At 43.0% G+C, this 24804-nt stretch carries 19 protein-coding genes; 10 read left to right on the top strand and 9 right to left on the bottom strand.

The window, feature by feature from the left end; translation table 11 throughout:
* Positions 1–28 precede the first annotated feature (28 nt).
* Positions 29–1282, bottom strand: a complete 1254-nt coding sequence (locus tag DFP82_RS10790; RefSeq protein WP_110923742.1) for an NnrS family protein — start codon at positions 1280–1282, stop codon at positions 29–31.
* 321 nt (positions 1283–1603) lie between these two features.
* The gene (locus DFP82_RS10785; RefSeq protein ID WP_220034742.1) at positions 1604–3016 is read right to left on the bottom strand and encodes a DASH family cryptochrome; all 1413 of its coding nucleotides are present in this window, start codon (positions 3014–3016) and stop codon (positions 1604–1606) included.
* Between the two features lie 258 nt (positions 3017–3274).
* On the opposite strand from DFP82_RS10785, the gene DFP82_RS10780 reads away from it, so the two are divergent.
* Positions 3275–3514: a hypothetical protein gene (locus tag DFP82_RS10780; protein ID WP_110923741.1), complete on the top strand. Its 240-nt coding sequence runs from the start codon at positions 3275–3277 to the stop codon at positions 3512–3514.
* A 136-nt stretch (positions 3515–3650) separates the two neighbouring features.
* On the opposite strand, the gene DFP82_RS10775 is transcribed toward DFP82_RS10780, so the two are convergent.
* Positions 3651–5135 carry an aldehyde dehydrogenase family protein gene (locus tag DFP82_RS10775; RefSeq protein ID WP_181416301.1) on the bottom strand — a complete coding sequence of 495 codons (1485 nt, stop codon included), beginning with the start codon at positions 5133–5135 and terminating at the stop codon, positions 3651–3653.
* A gap of 425 nt (positions 5136–5560) precedes the next feature.
* On the opposite strand from DFP82_RS10775, the gene DFP82_RS10770 reads away from it, so the two are divergent.
* The 7 genes from DFP82_RS10770 to DFP82_RS10740 all read left to right on the top strand — a co-directional run bounded on the left by DFP82_RS10770 (position 5561) and on the right by DFP82_RS10740 (position 13912).
* On the top strand, positions 5561–6178 hold the full coding sequence (locus tag DFP82_RS10770) for a TetR/AcrR family transcriptional regulator (protein ID WP_110923739.1): 618 nt from the start codon (positions 5561–5563) through the stop codon (positions 6176–6178).
* A 385-nt stretch (positions 6179–6563) separates the two neighbouring features.
* Positions 6564–7775 (top strand): iron-containing alcohol dehydrogenase, encoded by a 1212-nt coding sequence (locus DFP82_RS10765; RefSeq protein WP_110923738.1) that lies wholly within the window; start codon positions 6564–6566, stop codon positions 7773–7775.
* Positions 7776–8002: 227 nt separating this feature from the next.
* Complete coding sequence (locus DFP82_RS10760; RefSeq protein WP_110923737.1) at positions 8003–9052, top strand: NADP-dependent oxidoreductase; 1050 nt, start codon at positions 8003–8005, stop codon at positions 9050–9052.
* A 204-nt stretch (positions 9053–9256) separates the two neighbouring features.
* Entirely contained in the window at positions 9257–9934 is a 678-nt protein-coding gene (locus DFP82_RS10755) for a type 1 glutamine amidotransferase domain-containing protein (RefSeq protein WP_110923736.1), read from the top strand.
* A gap of 4 nt (positions 9935–9938) precedes the next feature.
* Positions 9939–10574 carry a glutathione S-transferase family protein gene (locus tag DFP82_RS10750; protein WP_110923735.1) on the top strand — a complete coding sequence of 212 codons (636 nt, stop codon included), beginning with the start codon at positions 9939–9941 and terminating at the stop codon, positions 10572–10574.
* 291 nt (positions 10575–10865) lie between these two features.
* Positions 10866–12557 (top strand): MFS transporter, encoded by a 1692-nt coding sequence (locus tag DFP82_RS10745; protein ID WP_110923734.1) that lies wholly within the window; start codon positions 10866–10868, stop codon positions 12555–12557.
* Positions 12558–12649: 92 nt separating this feature from the next.
* On the top strand, positions 12650–13912 hold the full coding sequence (locus DFP82_RS10740; protein WP_110923733.1) for an HlyD family secretion protein: 1263 nt from the start codon (positions 12650–12652) through the stop codon (positions 13910–13912).
* Between the two features lie 104 nt (positions 13913–14016).
* Here DFP82_RS10740 and pdxH read toward each other — a convergent pair whose 3' ends face one another.
* From pdxH to cysS, 5 genes are all read right to left on the bottom strand, one after another.
* A complete protein-coding gene (gene pdxH, locus DFP82_RS10735; protein WP_181416308.1) occupies positions 14017–14661 on the bottom strand; it encodes a pyridoxamine 5'-phosphate oxidase in 645 nt (214 codons plus the stop codon).
* A 52-nt stretch (positions 14662–14713) separates the two neighbouring features.
* Positions 14714–16096, bottom strand: a complete 1383-nt coding sequence (gene glmM / locus DFP82_RS10730; protein WP_110923731.1) for a phosphoglucosamine mutase — start codon at positions 16094–16096, stop codon at positions 14714–14716.
* A 197-nt stretch (positions 16097–16293) separates the two neighbouring features.
* Positions 16294–17766 (bottom strand): IMP dehydrogenase, encoded by a 1473-nt coding sequence (gene guaB / locus DFP82_RS10725; protein WP_110923730.1) that lies wholly within the window; start codon positions 17764–17766, stop codon positions 16294–16296.
* A gap of 395 nt (positions 17767–18161) precedes the next feature.
* Positions 18162–20213, bottom strand: coding sequence for a mechanosensitive ion channel family protein (locus tag DFP82_RS10720; RefSeq protein ID WP_245905706.1), 2052 nt, complete (start codon positions 20211–20213; stop codon positions 18162–18164).
* 152 nt (positions 20214–20365) lie between these two features.
* On the bottom strand, positions 20366–21826 hold the full coding sequence (gene cysS, locus DFP82_RS10715) for a cysteine--tRNA ligase (RefSeq protein ID WP_110923729.1): 1461 nt from the start codon (positions 21824–21826) through the stop codon (positions 20366–20368).
* A 215-nt stretch (positions 21827–22041) separates the two neighbouring features.
* Between cysS and DFP82_RS10710 the strand changes: the two genes are divergently transcribed.
* Complete coding sequence (locus DFP82_RS10710) at positions 22042–22638, top strand: cob(I)yrinic acid a,c-diamide adenosyltransferase (protein WP_110923728.1); 597 nt, start codon at positions 22042–22044, stop codon at positions 22636–22638.
* Positions 22639–22750: 112 nt separating this feature from the next.
* Here DFP82_RS10710 and DFP82_RS10705 read toward each other — a convergent pair whose 3' ends face one another.
* Positions 22751–23674 (bottom strand): hypothetical protein, encoded by a 924-nt coding sequence (locus DFP82_RS10705; RefSeq protein WP_110923727.1) that lies wholly within the window; start codon positions 23672–23674, stop codon positions 22751–22753.
* A gap of 363 nt (positions 23675–24037) precedes the next feature.
* On the opposite strand from DFP82_RS10705, the gene DFP82_RS10700 reads away from it, so the two are divergent.
* Positions 24038–24769 carry a glycerophosphodiester phosphodiesterase gene (locus tag DFP82_RS10700; RefSeq protein WP_110923726.1) on the top strand — a complete coding sequence of 244 codons (732 nt, stop codon included), beginning with the start codon at positions 24038–24040 and terminating at the stop codon, positions 24767–24769.
* The last annotated feature ends 35 nt before the right edge of the window (positions 24770–24804 follow it).

Raw genomic sequence — 24804 nt, 5'->3', positions numbered from 1 at the left:
AACCACTAGCTGCTTAACCACTATCTACTTAACCAAACAGGCCATCCGGTCTAGGGCGTGCCAGCATCGGTACGTAGCTGATGCAAAATAACATAAAGCAGGCAATCCATGCACCTTGAGCAATCATAATCCATAATAAGTAATGGCTCATATCTACCAAAGGCAATAGCACGCGACTGGCAAACACTAGCACCATCAAACCATACATCAAAGTTGTCGTTTTAGGCGGACTATGAATACTGCGGCCAGTATGCCCAAGCGATACCCGTGTCATCATCGCTACCGTCATCATGCCAATACCCGAAATCGCGAGCCCATGTACCGCCAAACTATGAGAATAACCCAACCACGGTTGCAATGCGTACAGCATAAAACTCAAACACATGCCTAAAAACGCAATATACAATGACCAAAGCAACGGCTTTTGCCAAATGCCACGATGATACCAACCGACTAGACGAATGATGTTAACGATTGCCACACCGAGCGCCGTTATAGTCAGTAAATATGGATGAGGATAAAGCAGATCAACGATAAAAAAGGCTAAAAATAATAATAAGCTTGCGATATCTTGTACTTTACTATTATACAAGGTAATGGTTTCCGCAACGCCTTTAGCGTTAGTCGTACTAAGACCTCGCTCAATAAAGAATGGTACCACGCGGCGACCAATGGTCAATACTAAGCCAATGATTAAATAAAATCCCAGATACATGCCTATCTTCATGATGCTCATGTCTGCATTGATAATGCCCCAATAGCACAGTCCATTACCTAGCATTAATAACACCAACTTTGCTAAGATGCCCATCTGCTTATATTGCTTTACTTGCCATACTGCTCGGAAAATAGCGAAGGCCATCGATGCAATAAACAAAAAATCAAACACTGCGGCGACGTATAACAACAATGTGCTATTGCCCGCCACCACTATGCCCATCCCAAAAGCAATCCAGCTGAGACGTGCTAACAACCAACAGACAAAGATACCTAACAGTTTGTAGCCGTGCGGCATCATCACCCCTGTCCAAGTCTTGACCGCTGTCAGTAAAAACCCTGCGACCACTGCCAATGCATAACCATAAATCATCTCATGGCCGTGCCAATACAAGGGATTTAATACCTGCGCGTCTATATCTGTATGCCCAGTGAACACAAAGGCCCATAACACCATCGTGACTACCGCGAATAATGCAGCAGCACTGAAAAACAGACGGAAGCTCAAATTAAGAATTGGGTGTGGCGAGCTTGGCGGCTGACTGGGTAGGTTAATAGATTGCATAGTGATCTTCTTAGAGAATATTAATAAAACCGACCTTAAAGATTCATTTTATATGAATGTTATGTGTTAAGCAACGTACTTAGCCAGCTATAGTCGGTGAACGACTAAACCGCTACGGCGTTACCCTTCTTAGATGTACTACTTGTACACTCTGCAGTCGGCTGCCTTGTACCCATGTTAGAGTTCTTTGACTAGGGTCTGTTGAAAAATAGTTTTCAGAAATAAAAAAGCCACCCATATGGTCGCTTCTTATTTTTGGAATACTTAGGATATACTGAGCGAGAAAGGCTATGACAAAATGACTCAAATTCATCAGTGAATTTAAGGTGAGCTCAGTACATAATCATCAGTATTATCACCTTGCCATTTATGAATAAAGCTACCACTCGGATCATATTGCTGGGTTTGTTTGGCCAAATTAAACTGTCGGCAGCCTCTTGGATCAGCACCCACTCCCGCCAGATACTGCCAATTACCCCAATTGCTAGCGACATCATAATCGATAAGGTACTGCTCGAAATGAGTCGCCCCATAACGCCAGTCCAAACCCAACTCATGGATGAAACAGCTGGCAACTATTTGTCTGCCACGATTGGACATATAGCCCGTTTGCTTTAGCTGATTCATGCAGGCATTGATGATAGGATATGGCGTAGTACCCTCTTTCCACTGCTCCAGACGCTCTTTATCAAACTCTGTCGTTGGTGATTGTTCAGCAATGCCTTTGAACCAAAACAGCTTTTGCTGATGGGTCATGGCATACCAATAAAAATACTCACGCCACAGTAGCTCAAACCATATCCAGTAAGTAGACTCATTGGCCACCACTTCACGCTCATAATGACGCAAGCGGTTCAACAGCACCTTGACCGAGAGTGTGCCATTTGCGAGCCACGCTGAAAATTTAGTAGAGTGTGTCCAGTCATCCAAAGCATTGCGCGTGGTTTTATACGTACTAGGCGCATCAGAATTGAAATAATTGTTCAAATGGCTGATAGCATTAGTCTCTCCACCTTTAAACTCAGAGGGCAGTTGCACATCAAGATGATGTTCGTTGAAGAATAACGAATGGTTATCTGCTGTACCATTTATCAAATTGTCTGGCATGGGTGGCAGAGATTTTGGCGCTGGACTAATAACTACGTCTGTTTCGGCATTTAGTAAATCATGATCTGATTCGACTTGTTTACGAAACTGCGTGAAACTTTTAGGCAATTCTTCCATCGGTAAAGACGCAAACAACGTATTGGTTACTTGCTCATGCCAGCGTACCTGTGGGTACTTACGTTGCAAGAAACCATAAGCTTGGTTTTGGTTATAATCTGCCGTTTGACTGACACAGATATCAGTGACCTGTTGCTGCTCGATAAGCTGACACAGCTGCGTAAAGGTATCCAATGGAGCCGATGATGTATGCGGCGTTAGATGCAATAATCTATTGCCAAGACGTTGTAGCGATTCATTCAAATCAAACAGACTCTCAGATAAGAACTGCTGACGAGCATCGCCTATTCGATCGAAGTCGTAAGCTTGATCTTTGTGTGCCTGACCGATGCCATCTGCTAAAGCATCCGCATAAACAAGTAACAACTGCCTATGGTTTTCTTGGGCCAGCATTGCTGCTTTTGCCAATGTTGCATTATCATCTATACGCAAATCATTATAAAATAGTACCAACACCGCTTCTTTATCTATTGGCATCTTTGTTAAACTATCTAATTGCGGATTTAACATGTTTACGACTCCCTAATTGTACTCATACACTTATTAGCTCAGTCTGAACTATAATATTTTAGAATATGATATACGGTACAAGGTATGTTAAATATCTCACTTAAATGTTTGTTATAGTCAAATTCATATAAGTCCGCTATATCGTTGACCGCGCCAGCTATATTAACGTATCAATATCACTGTAGATTGACGATACTTATCTGCGTTATTCTAACCATAAGCCTGACTGCCTACATGATTTATTCCTAGGAGAATAATATGACTGAAGAAAACGCACCAGAAGAAAAACGTAAGCTCATCAACAAGTTTTTGATGAGACTAACGAAAGATCAACCACAGATGTATTACGCCACGACATCCGAAATCTCTCGCAGCATACATACCATGATAAAAGAGCATACCAATCGCCTATCTGTAGAAGAGCAAGCACTTGTCAGACGCATCACGATTGAAGAGATTGAGGCCCTACTTGGTTTTCATCATAAACAGAAAATTTAAAGAAACGCGTGGTGTCTCAATAACATAAACATTAATACCTGCTAATTTTTAGACAGTACACCCATAAAAAAGACCGCTATATAAGCGGTTTTTTTATGGTTCAAATATCAGTTTACAACATTTAAAAGTTAAGCTTTTAGAATGGATATTCGCGTGGCTGATGCTGTACAGATATCCAATGCAATCTGGTGAACTCTTCTAGTACCCACTCGCCATTGAAACGACCGATACCTGAGTTTTTCTCACCACCGAACGGCGCATTACTGTCATCATTCACTGAGATATCGTTGATATGCGTCATACCTGCTTTGATACCGCGAGCGAAACGCATGCCTTTAGCTAAATCTTGCGTAAATACCGCACTCGATAGGCCATACATAGAATCATTAGCAATAGACAACGCATCGTCTTCATCTTTGGCACGAATGATACCAACCAACGGGCCAAATACTTCGTTACGTGACAAATCCATCTCACGCGTGACGTCGGTGAAGATATGTGGTGGCACTACTTGACCGTCTATCTCACCACTTAAGATCATTTTTGCGCCTTCTTCTTGCGCTTTGGCGATTTTATCTTTTAGTGACTTGACTTGTTTTTCGTTAATGATTGGACCGACTGCTGTTTCCATTTTGTCAGGGTCGCCGACTTGCAAGGTTTTGACATGCTCAAGGAAACGCGTCACGAAGTCATCATATAGTGCGTCTTCGACAATAATGCGGTTAATCGCAATACAGATCTGACCTTGGTGCAGAAACTTACCAAAGGCAGCTGCTTTTACTGCTTGATCGATATCAGCATCTTTTAGTACGACAAATGGGCTATTACCACCCAATTCAAGGGCAACTTTTTTGATATAATCGCCGCCATTGGCCAGCTCGCCGATGTGCTTACCGACTGAGGTTGACCCAGTGAATGATACTAGGCTTGGCGTTTTGTGTTCAACAATCGCATCACCTATCTCGCTACCTGAACCGACGACTACGTTGAGCAGACCTTTTGGCAGACCTGCTTCTTCAAATACTTTTGCCAGTAGCAAACCACCTGTCACAGGCGTGTCGCTAGCAGGTTTGAGCACCACTGCATTACCAAGTGCTAATGCAGGCGCAATAGAGCGCTGGGTCAAATGCAATGGGAAGTTCCACGGGCTGATGACTGCAACAACACCAATTGGCTCACGGTAAATGAAGTTTTCTTTATCAGGGGTATTAGATGGACGAATCTCACCATGCACACGGTTAGGGAAAGTCGCAGCTTCAAGGGTAATCGCCCGCGTTGCACCAAACTCGACCATGGCTTTGATACGGGTGCTGCCCGACTCTTTGATTAGCCAATTAACAATTTCTTCTTGACGCTGGTCTAATATGTTAACAGCGTTGTACAGTACAGCAGCACGTGCCGCTGGTGTTTGCTTGGCCCACTCTTGCTGCGCCTGACTAGCAGCTTCATAGGCTTCATTGAGCTGCTCTTCCGTCGCTTGTTGAATTTTTACAAGCTCGTCGCCGTTGTATGGGTTTGTATTGGTATTGACGCTATCGTCTTTACCTTTTTGCCATTCACCTGCGATATATTGCAAATGAAAGTCACTGTAAGCACTGGTGTTGGTATTATTCGCTGACATAATGATCCTTATTTTTACTTAGTTATGTTTAAAATTTGGTTTTAAAGATAGTTTTAAAATTATTATCGAAATATTGAATGAGAAACTTACTTATAAAAGCTTATTTATAAAAAATCGCTTATAAACAGCTTCTTGTAAACAGTCTCTTGCAAGAAGTGCCTCTAAACTCATTGTTAAGCGATATATCAGTCTAACGATTTGACTAATAAACGTCCTAATGACTAGCGAGCCTAAAACGTACCTTGATAGACGACTGGTCTAATGCTACCATAGCTATTAATAAAACAAGACTACTTTACCCGTAAATATTGTTGATGAAACGTAACGCATATAAATAAATACTATTAGAATACGTCCTCAATATGACGCTTAAATGAATATTAATCACTCTATTACTATGAAGTTCCAAGGAGAACATCACCTCTATGTCTACTATTACAAATGCACCACCCATACCTATTGCTACATCAGATACTAGAGCTCACTTGCTCGAAACTGGCTATCAACTCATCGCCAAAAAAGGCTTTACTGCCGTTGGTCTTAAGCAAATACTAGACACAGCAGGTGTACCTAAAGGCTCTTTTTACCATTACTTTGCGTCCAAAGAAGCGTTTGGTGAAGCGATTATTCATCATTACTTCAGCCTATATAAGACACGCCTAGACATCATCGGTGCGCAGAATGTTAGTGCACAGCAAAAGCTATATAACTATTTTCAAAACTGGTACGACACTCAGCAAAACGGCTGCGATCATGAAAAATGCTTGGTGGTTAAGCTCAGTGCTGAAGTAGCGGATATGTCAGAGCCTATGCGCATCGCGCTAAATGCAGGCTACCAACAAACCGTCAACTGGCTTGGTGATCAAATCAAAGCTGGTTGGATAGATGGCTCTGTACCACAGCCTGATAACATCGCTGCTGAGAGCATCGCAAAACGCTGGTACTTTGCTTGGTTGGGTGCCAGTTTAATTGCCAAAATCAGCCAAACCAATACCCCACTCGCAGAAGTTTGGCAGATGACGACGTCACAACTCGGACGCTAATGCTCTAGACGCGTATTCTCCATTCTTAAATGGTTATTACTGCATTAAAACTCTACGTTAGATAAATCATTGGTGTCTTAAAAAGCACACCAATGATAATCGCCAGCAATGAATCACTCTTAGTCTCTTGTCATTCTAGTCTTTTGACTGGTTTCTTGACTGCCTCAAGCTATCAAGGGTCTAAGAACGATTCACGTTCTAATACACAATCCTCATAACTCTTAAACCCCTACTTAATAATCAAGTTATGAGAGACTTTTGTAAAAAACACTAGACGACTGGTCTAATTGATGTACAATGCACGCAAATGTAATAAATGAACTCGCCAATAAATAAATTTGCAGCTCGCACACCCAATCAATATTTAACAAAGTTTAGGAATATTATGAACAACTTCCAATATTACAACCCAGTACGTATCGTTTTCGGTGAAGGTCAAATCGAGCAATTATCAGATCTAGTCCCTACTGATGCCCGCGTCCTTATCACCTATGGTGGTGGCTCAGCGCAACGTAATGGTACATTGGACGAAGTAAAAAACGCCTTGGCAGCAAACGGTAATCGTACCGTATTTGAATTCGGTGGTATTGAAGCCAATCCAGAATTTACCACGTTGCTAAAAGCAGCCGACATGGTAAATGAGCACAACATCGACTTCTTACTAGCTGTTGGCGGTGGTTCAGTGATTGATGGCAGCAAATTTGTTGCATTGGTATCGTCACTGACTGAAGAAGATGGCACTGTGTCACGTGAACAAGCGTGGGATGCATTGACTAGCTATTGTAGAGACATCGATTCTGCGGTTGATTTGGGTGCGGTACTAACCATTCCAGCAACTGGTTCTGAGATGAACTCGGGCGGCGTTATTAACTATAGTGAACGTCAAGCAAAACTACCGTTTGGTAATGCACTTGCCTTCCCTAAATTCTCAATTCTAGACCCAATCAAAACACTTACATTGCCTGAACGTCAAGTAATGAATGGTGTGGCTGATGCATTCGTTCATGTGATAGAACAGTATCTAACCTATCCTGTGAATGCTAAAGTCCAAGACGCTTTTGCTGAAAGCCTGCTCAAAATCCTTATCGATGAAGGCTTGGTTGTTAAGCAAGATCCAGAGAACCTAGAAACCCGTAAAAACATTATGTGGACGGCGACAATGGCATTGAATGGTCTGATCGGTACTGGTGTACCACAAGACTGGACAACTCATATGGTTGGTCATGAGCTGACATCGCTACACGCGATCGATCATGCACGTACCTTAACTATCTTATTGCCATCAGTGATGCGTGAGCTAAAAGAAAGCAAAAAAGAAAAATTGCTCCAGTATGCACGTAACGTATGGAATATCACTGATACTGATCAAGACGACGACGCCATCATTGAGACCGCGATTGTTTACACTGAAAACTTCTTCCGCGACTTGGGCTTGCCTGTTAGCCTAGAAGATGCCGATTTGACTGAAGCAGCGATTGATCCAATCATCAAGCAGCTTGAAGTGCATGGTATGGTCAAACTTGGTGAGCACGGCACAAACGACTTAGAAGTATCACGTCGTATCCTACAACGTGCCGTTACTAGCAAAGCGTCTTAATAAGTAACATCGCCGTAATAAGAAATACATATAGTTATGCTATTTATAGTAGCTACTCAGCAATGGGTAGTTACTACATTCAACATCAGATTCAATATCAGATTAGACATCACATCAAAGATAAAAATCTTTAAACAAAGAATTTTGTACAAGAAAAACCTTTCATCGAAAGGTGCAAAGAGTATAAAGATAGACATTTAAAATCAATAATTAAAAAGGATAATAATATGAGCTTTGATAATACTCAAAACCAACAACAAAATCGTCAAATCAAACTGGCAAGTCGTCCTCATGGCACACCAACCAGCGACAACTTTGAGCTTGCTACTAGCGATACCCCTACCCCTAACGACAAGCAAATGCTCCTACGTACCGTTTACCTATCACTTGACCCTTACATGCGTGGCCGCATGAGTGATGCAAAGAGCTACACCGATCCACTACAAATTGGTGACGTCATGACGGGCGGTACAGTGGCACAAGTGGTCGAATCTAATGTCGATGGCTTTGCTGAAGGTGACTTGGTTGTATCAAATTCTGGCTGGCAGGACTATAGCGTCAGCGATGGCGAGGGTGTCCTAAAACTAGATAAAGATATGCCACATCCTTCTTATGGTCTTGGTGTACTTGGTATGCCTGGTTTTACTGGCTACATGGGCCTAACTGATATCGGTAAACCACAAGAAGGCGAAACTTTAGTAGTAGCCGCAGCAACTGGTCCTGTCGGTGCAACAGTCGGACAAGTGGGTAAAAAACTTGGTGTACGCGCAGTTGGCGTAGCAGGTGGTGCTGAGAAATGTGCTTATGCCGTCAATGAATTGGGTTTTGATGCTTGTATCGATCATCATGCCGAAGACTTCGCCGAACAACTAAGCAATGCATGTCCAGATGGTATCGATATCTATTACGAAAACGTTGGCGGTAAAGTGTTCGATGCAGTATTACCTCTATTGAACGCGCATGCCCGTATCCCAGTATGTGGTCTAGTATCACAATACAACGCCACTGACTTACCTGACGGCAAAGACCGTTTAGGTATGCTAATGGGTCAAGTATTGGCCAACCGTCTGACGGTTAAAGGTTTCATTATCTTTGAAGAGTATGGCGACCACTACCCTGAATTCTTAAAAACCATGGGTCAATGGGTTGAGTCAGGCGATATCAAAACCAAAGAGCATCAAGCAGATGGCTTAGCACAAGCACCGCAAGCGTTCTTTGATATGCTAGAAGGCAAGAACTTTGGTAAAACAGTCGTTAAGGTTGCTGACGTTAAATAGTTTATGGTGAATCATAATCGCTATAACTACTTAACAACATAAATACTGACTTTAACAACTGACTATTAAGTCTCAAACATAGATACTGTTAGCAGTCATCATTTGCTATTACAATTTTAAGATGGTTGCTACTTATCTGATAACAGAATTTTTTCTCTATCCACACTAATTTTTAACACTAATGAATAATAAATAAGGATAACTATGAATATTTTAATGGTACTAACGTCACATGACCGTCTAGGTGACACTGGTAAAAAAACAGGTTTTTGGCTAGAAGAATTCGCAGCACCTTACTATGCATTTATTGATGCAGGTGTGAATGTCACGCTAGCCTCTCCTGCTGGCGGTCAGCCACCACTCGATCCTAGTAGTGACAATGAAGACACGCAAACCAAAGACACATTGCGTTTCAAAGATGATACTGATGCTCAAGAGCATCTTGCTACTACTAAAAAGCTCGCTGACATGAAAGCAGAAGACTTTGATTCAGTATTCTATCCTGGTGGTCACGGCCCATTATGGGATTTGGCAGTAGATGAAAACTCTATCAATCTTATTGAGACATTTGTTAAACAAGACAAACCTGTTGCGTTTGTTTGTCACTCTCCAGCAGCGCTCAAAAACGTGAAAATTGATGGCGAATACTTGGTTAAAGGCAAAAAAGTGACTGGTTTTACCAACTCAGAAGAAGACGCTGTTGGTCTTACCGATGTCGTGCCATTCTTAGTAGAAGATGCAATGATCGCCAATGGCGGACATTATGAGAAAGCAGCTGATTGGGAATCATTTGTGGTAGAAGATGGTCTATTAATCACCGGTCAAAACCCAGCCTCTTCAGAAGAAGCCGCTAAACGCTTACTCGCTAAGCTTAAAGGTTAATACTATGATTCGTTTGCATCATCTTAACCAATCACGTTCATTGCGTATTTTATGGCTCCTAGAAGAATTAGGCGAACCTTATGAGATCGTGAGTCATCAACGTGATGCTAAGACGCATTTGGCGCCTGATAGCTTAAAAGCGGTACACCCTCTTGGTAAGTCACCGGTCATCGAAATGGATGGTCAGACATACTCAGAGTCCGGTGCCATTACTGAGCTATTGATCGAACGCTTTGCGCCAGATCGCTTGCGTCCTGCACCCGACAGTACTGACTATGGTCATTACTTGCAGTGGATCGACTTTGCTGAAAGCTCGCTCATGTTGCCACTTATGCTTGAATTGTTTACCAAAAAAGCAGGCATCGAGGATAACGAGTTTTTGAACGGTTATATCGAGATAGAAAAGACCAGATTGTTTAAGTATCTAGATACGTCGGTCGAGGGTAAGTCGTTCATCGTGGGTGACCAACTCAGTGGTGCAGACTTTATGCTATCGTTCGATTTAATTATTCTTGCTCAACGTCAGAAACTAGACGATTATCCGCATATTAAGCAATATGCAGAGCAGTTGGCGAGCCTTGATAGCTATCAGCGTGCCATGCGCCTTGAAGCTGAATATGACGAATCAAAACAAGCCTAAACGCACGCCATAGTAAATGTTTTATAAAAAACATGATAAAATAGCTCAAGTCTATCTTGGGCTATTTTTGTTGTTTGTTACTATAGTCGATTCAATTTAAAAGTAGTACAAGGCAACCGAGTATAGATGTATATGTGATACTTCAAGCGAGGTTAACGCTGTCATACTTTGGTAGTGGAATGACTATACCTATAAAACATATTCTATTGTACGACTATACCGTTGACAGGCTTTGTTAATCTAAGCAGCCTATACAATCAACCGTCCACCCTCAAAGACAGTCATTCATCCATGAGTACTGAGTATCAATTCAAGCCCCACGAACAGCCAATGATGGTGGGCTCTCCAGCCAATCCTGATCATCCTGCACGCCGCAAGGTTTTTTACCTGATTATTGGTATTATTATTGGGGTGACTGCCAGTTTTCAAAATGGTTTGCTGGTCGCGAACCTGACTCAAATTCAAGGTGACCTTAGCCTAACGCCTATGGAAGGCGGATGGATATCGGTTGCCTACAATATGACCAATGCTTGTATCACCGTATTGTTATATAAGATTCGTCAGCAATTTGGCATGGCATTATTCAGTAAAATTACCCTGTTTTTTTTGCTACTAGCAACCAGCATGCAATGGTTTGTAAGCAGTGGCTTGATGACGGCTGCTGATGGTATGTGGCTTGACCCGTATTATTTAGAGATTATAGCGCGTGGTTTAAGCGGTATGGTGGCCAGCGGTATGACCATCTTAGGATTGTTCTATTGTTTACAAGGCATGCCAACCGTCAAGCGTACTAGCGGTCTAATTTTGGGGTTTGGCTTGGTGCAGTTTGGTATTCCATTGTCACGAATCATCTCGCCCTACCTCACCATCGATGGTCAGCTTGAAAGCTTATTTCTATTTCAATTTGGTTTGGCACTGATTTGTTTTGGATTGATTAATATATTAGAGCTACCACCAGGTAATACAGAGAAAGTATTTGAAAAACTGGATTTTTTAAGCTTTGGATTTTTTGCAAGTGGTCTGGCTGCATTGTCTGTCGTTTTAGTACAAGGTAGGATTTTATGGTGGACGACACCTTGGCTTATCTATCCACTCATAATTGCTATCGTCGGGATTAGCATCGCGCTATGGATTGAAACCCATCGCAAAAATCCAATGCTACAAGTGCGCTGGATGCGTAGCCGCAATATTATTGCCTTTATGATTACCGGCGCTATCATGCGAATTTTGCTATCTGAGCAAAATGTCGGTGCGGCAGGATTACTTGCCAACTTAGGCTATGGTGGCGATCAGCTGATTACTTTTTATGCTGTCATATTAGCCGCCAGTGTATTGGCCTTGGTCATTAGTATTTTTAGTACCAATCCGATAGATTTACGCCGACCCGTTATTTTTGCGGTGGCGTTGATTGCCTTAGGTTCTTGGATGGACACTAGCGTGTCTATTAATTCAGCACCTTATATGTTTTATATCAGCCAGTTTTTGATTGCATTTGCCGCCGTGTATTTCATGGGGCCTTTGGTTTTTGAAGGGTTTTTGCGTGCTATTGCCAGCGGCCCTGCCTATATTATTAGTTTTTCCGTTATTTTTGGCATTTCACAAACGGTAGGCGGATTGGCGGGTGCAGCCGCTATTCAAGCATTTACCACGGTTCGTACGCAGGTTTATTATGCAGATATGGTCAGCTCACTCAATTTTGGTGATCCTGAGCTAGTCGGACAGATAGCTGCTGCACGCAGTACTATATCTACACAAATGACGGATGCCACTCAAACCAATACGGCTGCTGTGTTGCAAGTACTGCAAGGTATTCAGCGCCAAGCCACTGTGTCTGCTTATGGTGATTTGTTTTTCATCATGGCTCTTCTATCGACTGGTGCTACCGTTATTTTACTGCTCAATTATTTCTACTATCGTTATCATAAACGTAACCCATTGGCTAAAGAGCTGGCCGTTATCGCCAAAATGCGTGAACCAAAATAAGATATTTTTAACATCGCTAAAATATAAACAACACGTTTTTGTACCCATATCAAATTATCTATTATATTGATCTAACCCTTTAGGAGCGCGTCATGAGCCAAGAAAAATCCAATGACCCTGACCAAAAAACTCAGACGCCAGCCGACATCCTGTCTTCTAACAACCTATCTTCTAATGACTTGTCTTCTAATACCGTTGAGATAGCAAGTGCTGAAGACAATGAGACCCAAGTTGCAGAAAAGGTAATGGAGAGTGACGCTGATAATGAAACACCCATGCCACCAACCGAACCTATTCCTTCCGCTTCAGGATGGAACCCTAAGAAAAAAACGTTCTTTAATATAGGGCTTTTTATTATCCTCATCATAATTGGTGTATTTCTGATTCTTTATGCTTGGAAACTGCCACCCTTTACCCCAACGGTGCAGCAAACCAACAATGCCTTTGTAAAAGGTCAAACAACCATTATCAGCTCACAAGTATCTGGCTACGTGACCGATGTCGCCGTAGAGGATTTTGCTAATGTGAAAGCTGGTGACTTACTGGTAAAAATAGACGATCGCACTTTTCAGCAGCAGCTTGAACAAGCGCAGGCCAATATCGAAGTGGCGTTAACCAATCGATCCAGTAATGCGCAAGACACCCAGTCTAGCCAAGCTCAGATAGAAGCGCGTGAAGCCGATTTATACAGTGCAAAAGTCAGTGTTGATAGTGCACGCGAAGATGTCAAACGCTATCAAGGACTGGATGCGATTGGTGCAGTGTCAAAAGCGGAGGTGGCACATACCAAAGCAGAACTTGCCCAAGCGCAGGCAGGCGTACAACAGGCTGAAGCCAATCTACAAGCTGCACAGCAAGCTAGCAAAAAAACCAGCGGTAGCCGTTCATCACTTGATGCCAATATCCAAAATGCTGAGGCCGGTGCCAAGCAAGCCAAAATCAATTTGGACAATACTATTATCACAGCTCCCGAGTCAGGTCAGTTAAGCCAAGTCAGTGTAAAATCAGGACAATACGTTAGTGCTGGTACACAGCTCATGTATATCGTACCGAAGGGCGTGTGGATTATTGCCAACTTCAAAGAAACACAAATCGCGAATATGACAATAGACGAACCTGCGACCATCCATGTGGATGCACTGGGTGGTGCTAAGTTTTATGGACGTATCAATAATATCTCGCCAGCAACGGGCAGTGAGTTTAGTTCATCAGCAGCAAACCCGACTACTGGCAACTATATTAAAATTGCTCAGCGGATTCCGGTACGTATCGATTTAGATGAAAACCAACCGGAACTGGCCAAACTGCGACCTGGTATGTCAGTTTCTGTCGACGTGGATACTGAAGCAAAATAAATTCCCGCATTTACTATTCGACACTTACTATAAGTGCGAAAAAGCCCCGCTAGCAAATTGTTTATAACAACTGCTAGCGGGGCTTTTTATTATCGTCAAATTACTTATGGTAATAAGCGTTTGGTATTCCAACTATCGCCATTTTCTTGAGTATATACAATGCGGTCATGCATACGATTGGCGCGACCTTGCCAAAACTCAATCTCATTGACCGTAATCTCATAGCCACCCCAAAAGACTGGCGTTGGCACTTGAGTGTCTTCTGGATAATCTGCTTGTAGCTGCTCAAACGTTTGCTCCATAACGGCACGATCAGCAACTTCACCACTCTGTGGCTGGCTAACCCATGCACCCACCTGACTATCGTGTGGACGCTTTTGGAAATATGCTGCAGATTTTTGAGCATCTATCTTAGCAATGCTGCCACTGATACGGATTTGACGCTCAAGCTCATGCCAAAAAAACAGCACCTCAGCATTAGGATTCTCGGCAATATCTTGTCCCTTAGCACTTTCGTAATTGGTATAAAAGACAATACCAGTATCTGTAATTTCACGCATGAGCACGATACGTACACTAGGTTTATTATCAGCACCGCAAGTAGCCAAACTCATCGCATACGGCTCTTGCACTTTCTGCTCTATCGCTTCATTCATCCAAGTATTTAACAACTCAAATGGTGATGTAGGTACTGACTGTTGATCAAGCGCGCCCTTTTCATATGACAGACGTTGATCGGTAAAATCCATACTCATGGTCATTCCTTATTTTAATATTGTTGCCTTATTATATGAACTGATCTTAGCCCAATACGGCTTTGATATGATCAGCCAAGTCATTTGCGAGCACATCACATTCTATTTCATCATCTGATTCGACCATCACTCGAATCATAGGCTCAGTTCCTGACTGACGAATCAGTAGACGGCCTCTACCTTCTAAAGTAGCCTGCGCTTTCTCAAAAGCGGTAACCAACTCCTCATGCTCAAACGGATCTTGCATTTGCGACAGACGCACGTTGACCAGTTTTTGTGGCAACACTTCAAACCCCTCGACGAGATCACTGAGCGCGCGCCCACGTGCTTGCATCACAGCCAGTACTTGTAAGCCTGCAATGATAGCATCGCCAGTACGGCTCTTATCTAAGCATAAAATGTGGCCAGATGGCTCACCACCCAATATCCAACCATTCGCTTCAAGCTCATGCATCACGTAGCGATCGCCTACTTTGGCACGCGTAAATGCAATGCCATCTGCTTTTAGTGCTAGCTCTAAGCCCATGTTACTCATGAGTGTACCAACCACGCCTTTAGCCTTGGACTGACCTTGGGTAGCAAGCACATATAAGATGCCATCACCGTCGACCAGATTACCAGCCTCATCGACCATCACAATACGATCACCATCACCGTCTAATGCGATACCAACATCTGCCTCGTGCTCAACTACTGCTTTTTGTAAGCCCTCAGGATGAGTAGAACCACAATCAGCATTGATGTTGAGTCCGTCTGGTGTATTGTTGATGGCAATCACGTTAGCGCCCAATTCACGCATAACTCTTGGTGCCACACTGTAGCCTGCACCATTGGCACAATCTACGACAACTGTCAGATGGCTCAAATCATACTGATAAGGAAAGCTGCCTTTACAGAATTCGATATAGCGACCTTTGGCATCGTTGATTCGATTATTTTTACCCAACTGTGCTGGATCAAGAATAGGCATGACCAAATCATTGTTATTATCACTAACATTGCCACCGATACTCATAATAATTTTTAGCTTATCGTTAATAGCATTTTGCATCTCATCAGTCAGCTTTTTGCCATCCCCTGAAAACAGTTTGATACCGTTATCATAATAAGGATTGTGTGATGCAGAAATCACTACGCCCGCATCAGCGTTAAAACTACGAGTTAAATGAGCAATGGCAGGCGTTGGTAATGGGCCAAGCATATGAACATCGACACCAGCGGCGTTAAATCCTGCTTGCAACGCCCCTTCGATAACGTAGCCTGAAAGACGAGTATCTTTACCGATGACCACACTAGGTCTACGCGCAGGATTGTCATTGTTCTCTATCAATACCTGACCAGTGACATAGCCTAACTTCAAAATAAAATCAGGCGTAATCGGCAACTCACCAAACTTTCCACGGATACCATCGGTGCCAAAGTAGCTCATTATATATGCTCTCCAAGTCTAAAAATTAAAGGCCCAACGTATACGCAGGCGATAATACTATTATAATAATCTGTTTATGTATTTTACAAAAAAAACAGCCAACAATAACAAGGTATTGTTGGCTGTTTCAATCTCAAAGTCAAGGCAGCTCTGCAAACCAGCTTTCGCTAACGTAACACAAAACTGTCAAAAACCTTCTAACTTACTCGATAGTTTGGTGCTTCTTTAGTGATTTGAACATCATGAACGTGCGATTCTTTCATACCTGCCGACGTCACTTTAATGAACTGTGGATTGGTACGCATATCTTCGATAGTTGCAGAGCCCGTGTAACCCATTGATGAGCGCAAACCGCCAACCAACTGATTAACGATACCAGCGACTGGACCTTTATAAGGAACACGGCCTTCGATACCTTCTGGTACCAGTTTTTCCACACCATCTTTAGCATCTTGGAAGTAACGGTCTGATGAGCCATTTGACCCTGACATCGCCCCAAGACTACCCATACCGCGGTAGGCTTTGTAGTAGCGACCTTGGAACAGTTCAACTTCACCTGGCGCTTCTTCTGTACCAGCCATCAACGAGCCTACCATGATACACGAGGCACCAGCGGCGATGGCTTTGGCCATATCACCTGAATAGCGAATACCACCATCAGCAATCAATGGAATGCTGTCTTTTAATGCACTAGCGACGTTATCAATCGCTGAGATTTGTGGCACACCAATACCTGCAATGATACGCGTGGTACAGATAGAACCAGGGCCAATACCTACTTTCACGGCATCGGCGCCTGCGTCACGTAACGCAAGTGCTGCATCGCCTGTTGCAATATTGCCACCGATGACTTGTACATTTGGATAGTGCTTTTTGATCCAAGCAACTTTATCAATCACGCCTTTTGAGTGACCATGTGCGGTATCAACAACGATAATATCGACGTCTGCTGCAACCAATGCTTCAACACGCGCTTGAGTATCTGCACCAGTACCAACAGCAGCGCCAACACGAAGACGGCCTTGCTCATCTTTACAAGCATTTGGATTGTTTTCAGCTTTTGCAAAATCATTAACGGTGATAAGACCTTTTAGGCGGAAATCATCATCAATAACGATCACTTTTTCGATACGGTGTTCATGTAGCAAACGTTTGATATTTTCGTTGCTCTCACCTTCATGTACCGTGACTAGCTGACCTTTTGGTGTCATGATTTGGCTAACTGGCAGTGACAGATTTGTTTCAAAACGCCAGTCACGATGCGTGACAATACCAACAACTTTATCCGTACCTTTCTCTACGACAGGTACACCTGAGATATTATTGTCTTGAGTCAAGCGTAGTAATTCACCGATGGTCATCTCTGGATGCACAGTGATAGGATCAACGACTGTACCCGCTTCAAACTTTTTGACGCGGCGTACTTGTGTGGCTTGCTTGGCGATATCCATGCTCTTGTGCAAGATACCCATGCCACCAAGCTGTGCCATAGTGATGGCCATTTCAGACTCAGTGACCGTATCCATAGCCGCAGAGATTAGCGGTAGATTTAGCGTAATGTTTTTGGTCAAACGGGTAGAAAGATCGGCAGTTTTTGGCAAGACTTCAGAATAGGCTGGCAACAATAAAACGTCATCAAAGGTTAAGGCTTCATCGACAATTCGCAACATACAGACCCCTAGTGGTGGTTATTTTGATGGGTGGGATTTTAGCAATAAACCAGCGAAACAAAACGCTCGAAAACTGCAAGTGATTGACGGATCATAAGTTTGCACAAATATAGTGCAGTCTCACGCTTAACCACTTATTTATCCCTTAAAAATAACGCCATATTATAACAAATAATGAGACAAATCGCATGCTATATTTGTCAGTTTGTTTTACACAAGTAAGTCTGTGTTGATGACGATCACGCTTTGTATGGCTAGTAGCTCTATTTTGATATCAATAACTTTCTTTTACGGCTTACAGCTCTCTTTGGTAGCTATAGTTGATTTAGTTTAAAAGAGAATCACGGCAATCGAGTGCAGATGTATATGTGATACTTCAAGCGAGGTTAACGTGGTCACTCTTTTATAGAGGATTGACTAGATTGGCTTTCTGTTAAAGTAAAACGCTCTGTCGGTAGATACTTATTTTGCTGCTTATACAAGTAACCAAGCATCTGCTCACGTATCTCACAGGCTAACGTCCATGCTTCTATGGGACCTACCCCTGAAACAGCACCGCGCAGTTGAATGGTATTTTCTGTCACTTCTACGACGAATATTTCAGGCTCCGTTTTGTTATCCCAAAGCTTGTTATCTTTGACCATCGAGATGAACTGTTGACGAATAGCATCAATATCTGCACCATAATCAATATACAAAAACACAGGACAGGTCTGATGTACTTCTGTATGTGACCAGTTCTCCACTCTATCAGTGATTAATTCACGCATTGGCACGATTAATCGACGCTCATCCCATGTTTTTAGTACCGCATAAGTGTAACGCAAGTCTTCCACGGTGCTAAAATTGCCATCCATTATCACACTATCGCCAATCCGTACTGGCTGAGTTACTGCCACTTGTACCCCTGCGATAATGTTACCCAATATTGGCTGGGCGGCGATACCAATGACCACACCTGCGATGCCTGCTGAAGTCAATAAAGTCTTACCAAGGCCTTCCATATTGGCAAACTCACTAAGTCCTATCCAAAAGCTCCCCAAAATCATAACAAAGATAAAGACACGGCGGAATATCGAGACATAAGTACGGCGGCGACGTTCCTTATCGAAATGCTCTTCAGCCAAATTCTCAATCTGCATGTTTTGATAACGGTTGGCAAAGAAGTTAATGATACGAATACCTAACCACATGGTACTGAATACCAGTCCAATCCAAATAAGGGGACGAGTGGATGAGGCAACTGCATCTAAGTAAGGAAAACCGCCAGAAACTAAGGTGAAAACGAGTGAAAAACTGATCGTAAAGGTCAAAGGTACCGTCAGTTTATTAACCAAATCTGCTACGCCATTGGTGCTACCAACATACATGCTGTACTTTTCATCATCGATATAATGATTGATGATTTTTTCAGTGCCTTTACTGAGTAGCCAGCCCACACCCATGGTTAATAAGAAAAACAGTATGAGCGCTGAAAACTCCCATAGCGCAATCCCGAATATCTTTATTTTTAACCAAGTGGGTAAATAACGTTCAAACTCAGCGGGATGATATTGCTCATAGAGATTATCAATATTGCCAACGGTCTGCGCAGAAAACACCCAAATAGGCGCTTCCTCACCTACTCGTACTCGCTGCAAATAGATAGGAACACGGCGCTCTCGATAATCAATGTATCCAAGCTGAAGAGACCGTCTAGCAATGCCCATGACACTGCTAGTATTACCAAGTGGTGGCTCAATCAGACCGTCGGGACGATCTGGCATGTCGTCGAACACGTACAGCTCTTTTTCAGATAACAAAAAGTCCAATCGCTTTGTTAGATCAAGCGCACGGCCACGCTGGCTTTTCTCATCAATCAAGTTCATGTTTAGCGCATAAGCGGCCAAGTCGTACTGTTGCTTCATTACTGCTGATTGAAAAAACTCTAAAGCTGCAAGCGGCGTTTCTAAATTGGGTGGCTCAGATAATGGCGGTAATCCGGCATTTAGCTTATCGAGTATGTAGTAGCTCTCATTATACTCTCCTGTCAGTGCTGAGTCCCCTTGCAATCTACCTGCCTGCTCGACGGCGCTACGCTCAGTAGGATCAAATATTTCTTCTACTACACCAGAGAGACCAACACTATCCTCTCTCATATCATTGACTTTTTGAGAAGCATATTCAGCGAAATTGTCAGGTGTACTTGATGACTGGGCGCTATCTTGCTCACTTGCGCCTTGTTCGCTTGCAGCCTGCTCATTGTCATTAATTGCTGCATTAACAGGTAGGCAAACAGCGCTAATCACAAGAATGGAAAAAGTGAGTAGCAATGACCGCAGGTTATAAACCTTCACGTCAGACGCGGCATTGTTATGCTTATTAACATCCATACTGACATCAGTATTAGCAAACACATCAGTGGCTATACTATGGCTACTAGTAGCTCGATTTTTGAGGGTATTCATAGATTAACGGCCAGTAATTTATGTGTGAGTCGCATACAAAGGCTGTCCTTCATGAAGATGATTCTTATATTTTGTTAAGTCTACAAAAAAAGCCAGCGTAAAGCTGACTTAGTTTGTGACTATCTGTATGGGTATTCTGTAACAGAATTACCTTAAGCGCGGCGCCATGTCGTACCAGCACGGCTGTCTTCGAGCTCAATACCAGCGTTTTTTAATTGTTCACGTATCTCATCAGCACGGGCAAAGTTTTTGTTGGCTTTAGACTCTGCACGTTCAATGATTAAATTATCAATAACAGCATCCGTTAAACCATCATCTGCCTGTTCACCAATCACAGCTTGCAAGAACTGCTGTACTGGTTGCTGCAAGATATTAAGCACTTGCGCCAATGCCTTTAATTGCTGAGCTGACTGCCATGCGGTGTCTATCTCTTCAGCTTTAATGGCTTTGGTGATGTCACGTGCCAGCCCAAACAAGACACTAATTGCGGTTGAGCTATTAAAATCATCATTCATCGCTTTGATAAAATCTTGCCCAGCTTCACTACTGTAGGCTTCAGTAGTCAACGCTTCATCAATTATGAGCATCTCACCCTTTAACTGTTCTGCCAATTTTAGAACGTTATAGAGCCTGCTTAGGCTATTATGTGCTTCGTCTAATGCACTGTCCGAGAAATTGACTTGGCTGCGATAATGACTTGATAGTAAGAAAAACCGTACTGTCTCAGGTAGGTACTTTACCATTACATCGCGAATGGTAAAAAAGTTACCCAATGACTTGGACATTTTTTCGCCATCGACGTTAATAAATCCAACGTGCATCCAGTTGCGTGCATACTCGCAGCCAGTTGCAGCTTCAGACTGAGCAATTTCGTTTTCGTGATGCGGGAACTGTAAGTCGTGACCACCGCCATGAATATCAAAGGTGCTACCTAGGCATTTAGTCGACATCGCAGAGCATTCAATATGCCAGCCTGGTCGTCCTTGTCCCCATGGTGACGCCCACTGCGGCTCATTAGGCTTTGCGGATTTCCATAGTACAAAATCAAACGGATTGCGCTTGTCATTTTCGACATCGACGCGTGAGCCCGCCTGCATATCATCGAGGTTGCGCTTGGATAATTTGCCATAATCGGCAAAGCTATCGACAGCGTAGTAAACATCACCATTGTCGCCAGCGTACGCATAGTCGCCTGTGACTAGCGTTCCAATCATTTGCTGCATCTCATCAATATGATCCGTCGCACGTGGTTCAGCGTCTGGCATCTGGCAACCAAGCGCCGTCGCATCTTCATGCATGGCTTCGATAAAACGCTGCGTCAGCGTACCAATCTCTTCCCCATTTTCGCTAGCACGCGCGATAATTTTGTCATCGATATCCGTAATATTACGCACATAATTAACGTTATAACCCAACTGTGCTAGCCAGCGGACAGCCATATCAAAGCCGACCATCACCCGCGCATGACCAATGTGACAATAATCATAAACGGTCATACCGCACACATACATGCCTACTTGCCCTGCTTTGAGTGGTACGAACTGGCGTTTTCCGCCAGTCAATGAGTCATAAATCGCAAGCTGAGACATCGCATCGGCAAGTGGTGTGGTCATAGTAAAAAAGCCTTTTAATATAAATAAAATTGATTAAATAAAAAGTAAAAACATTGCCTGCGTTTGATTAACAGGCAATATAAACCACTGTCGTCATAAATATAACGACCGTGATATAAAACTTAACCCATTATCTTAGCGAAAACAGCCATAAAATACTACAATGGGCGCGCAACTAACACTATTCCATCACAAAAATGATTAAGGATTTAGATATGGGCAATCGCTTGAGCAAAATATACACACGTACTGGAGATGACGGCAGCACAGGTATGGCAGATGGTAGCCGTCTCAGTAAAGCTGACGACATATTCAACGTCATGGGTGATATTGACGAGCTTAACTCACACATTGGTCTGGTGCGCGCCCAGTTACAACGCAATAAAGGCCAATCTATCGCAAAGGAGTTTTCTGAAGGCTTAATCATTATTCAGCACTTACTATTCAATATCGGTGGTGAACTTGCCATGCCAGAATATGAAGGGGTCAGTGCCACTCATATTGAATGGTTAGAGCAACAGATCGATGCTATGAATACCACCTTGCCACCGCTAAAAGATTTTATCTTACCGACAGGTTCCGTATTGGTTAGCCAATTACATGTCGCGCGTAGTGTGTGTCGCCGTGCTGAGCGTCAAGCTGTACTATTACAGCAACAACGTCCAGAAGCCATTCGCCGCACCGCAGTAAGCTTTATCAATCGTTTATCTGACTGGTTGTTTGTCGCTGCTCGTTTTTGCACCGACCCCAAGCAAGTCTCTGAAGTACTATGGGACAGTCAGGTATTAAAAGATTTCGCTGATAAAAAATAGCGGTATGTGATTATTAAAATATAAAGAAAAGCCCGCAACCTTAACGCTGCGGGCTTTTTTGTATTTATCATCTAATCATTTTTTTGAGCTGACTGACTAATTAGTAAATAGCTTAGTAAGTGGCCGTGCTATCTTCGATGATTATCATATCAATAGATTCATCTTTAGGTACTTCTTTTGGTTTTGCTGGCGTTTTAGGCTCAGACGACGCCGTTTGATTGTTCGCTGCTGGACTGCTCTGACTTTCTGCTGGCTTATTGATGGTTGGCGGCGTCGCAGGCTCAGCAGGACGAGTCGGCTCAACGGGCGTGACTGCTCTAGGCTCACGAATCTGTGCTGGCTGACTGTTGTTTTCCTGAGTAGCAGCACGTTGGGCGCGTTGGCTTTCCACTGCTGACTGGAACACAGAGCCTGCCATTACATCAGCAACGATAGTCATTAATGCTGGTTGTCCGGCGATACGTGTACGTACCTGGCCACCTTGAGTGCCTACGACATAAGTGAAAGCGTCATCAACGAGCATGTTGTTATTAATACGAATATTGTTTTGTGCTAAACGTGACTGCAAGCTTGGCTGATTATTGGCCGCTTGTACTTGACTAGCTTGATACAAATCAGCACTTGGTAGCGTCATGCTAACGCTTGCCTGACAAGTCGTCATACCATTTGCATTGGCTTGTTGTAATACTGCTGCATTCTGTACATCAATCACAATACCGTTCATTTTGTCCGTGATGGCACCGCTAGCAAGATTGATCTGAGCATCGTTTGCGTAGTTGGCAGCCAGCGTTTGCGCTTGCTGATTGAGCGTATTCTTTAGAGCCGATTTGAGACGATCTTGTACCATTGGATCATCACAGCTAACGGCAGTGGCTGATGTGTTTTCAGTAGCGGTTGAATCTTGTTCTGTGAGCTCTGCGGCCTCAGTGCTGTCTTCTTTCTCTGAGCGATCACAGCCTGCAAGCGCCAAACTACATACGATACCGATTCCAGCGACTTTCTGCCACTTGCTTAAACTCTTATTTGCTACGCTCATATTGATTCTGCTCCCAATTTACTAATTCGTACCGCCACTGAAGGACAGTGATTGATGTTCAAACCGCAACTCTAGCTGCCATAGGTCTGAAAACCAGATTATTATACGGTGTTTGGAGGAAATGGTCATTAGTGTAGCCCATGGATATACAAATAACGCCCCACATAATGGGTAAAACCTACACTTGGTTGCAAAAACATAACAAATAGATGCCCATGAACTCAATATAAGTGCTTTTTTAAATTATTATCGCTGGTAAACAAAAGAGAAAAAACCTACCAATTGTCTGTTTTACAAATTTTATTAGACGCTGCTTATATGAGGCGATATCATTGCTCATAAAAACAGCTGATCATATAAATAATGATAAATATAAAGAACACCCGCTTACTCGGTCATCGAGGCGCTCGTGGCGAAGCATTAGAAAACACTTTTATGGGATTTCAGCATGCTCAACGTCTAAATGCTCATGGTTTAACAGGGGTCGAGTTTGACGTGCAACTGAGCGCTGATGGTTATTTAATCGTGTTTCACGATGATGACTTGGCACGGATGTGTCGTCAACAGTCACGCATTGATCAGTTGAGTATGGTAGAGATTCAGCGCCAACGACAGTTTGAACATCAAATAATTCCATTAGCCAGCATAGCGTCTTTGCTGAGTAACTTTACGCACATTGAGCTTGAGATTAAGACCCACAGCCGCACCGATTACCCCAAGTTAATGAGAGCTTTGACACATAGTTTAATTGATAGCCCATTTGCCAATCTTCCTATTGCACTAACCAGTTTTGATATGGAATTGCATGCTCGACTGCAACGCAGTAAGCTATTGATGCATATACCGCGTGGCCTATTAATTGAAACACCTAAAGCGCTAACAACCGCAACCAATACTGCGCTGCAACTTGGCTGTAGCCAATTGGGTATTTATTATCCTTTAATCAACCAGTCTATCATTGAACGTAGTCACCGTTACGGCTTGCCTGTAAGTGCTTGGACAGTCAATGACACAGATATAATTGAACAGCTAGTCAAATGGCAAACCGATGTCATCATTACTGACTTTCCAAGCCATTTGTTATTGAATTCATAAATCTATTTCTCATTTCATTCATTCAAAAAACCTAC

The sequence above is a fragment of the Psychrobacter fozii genome, assembly GCF_003217155.1.
GTDB classification, from domain to species: Bacteria; Pseudomonadota; Gammaproteobacteria; order Pseudomonadales; family Moraxellaceae; genus Psychrobacter; species Psychrobacter fozii.
The sequence above is the reverse complement of the archived record's forward strand: the minus strand, read 5'-3'. Positions and strand labels throughout refer to the sequence as shown.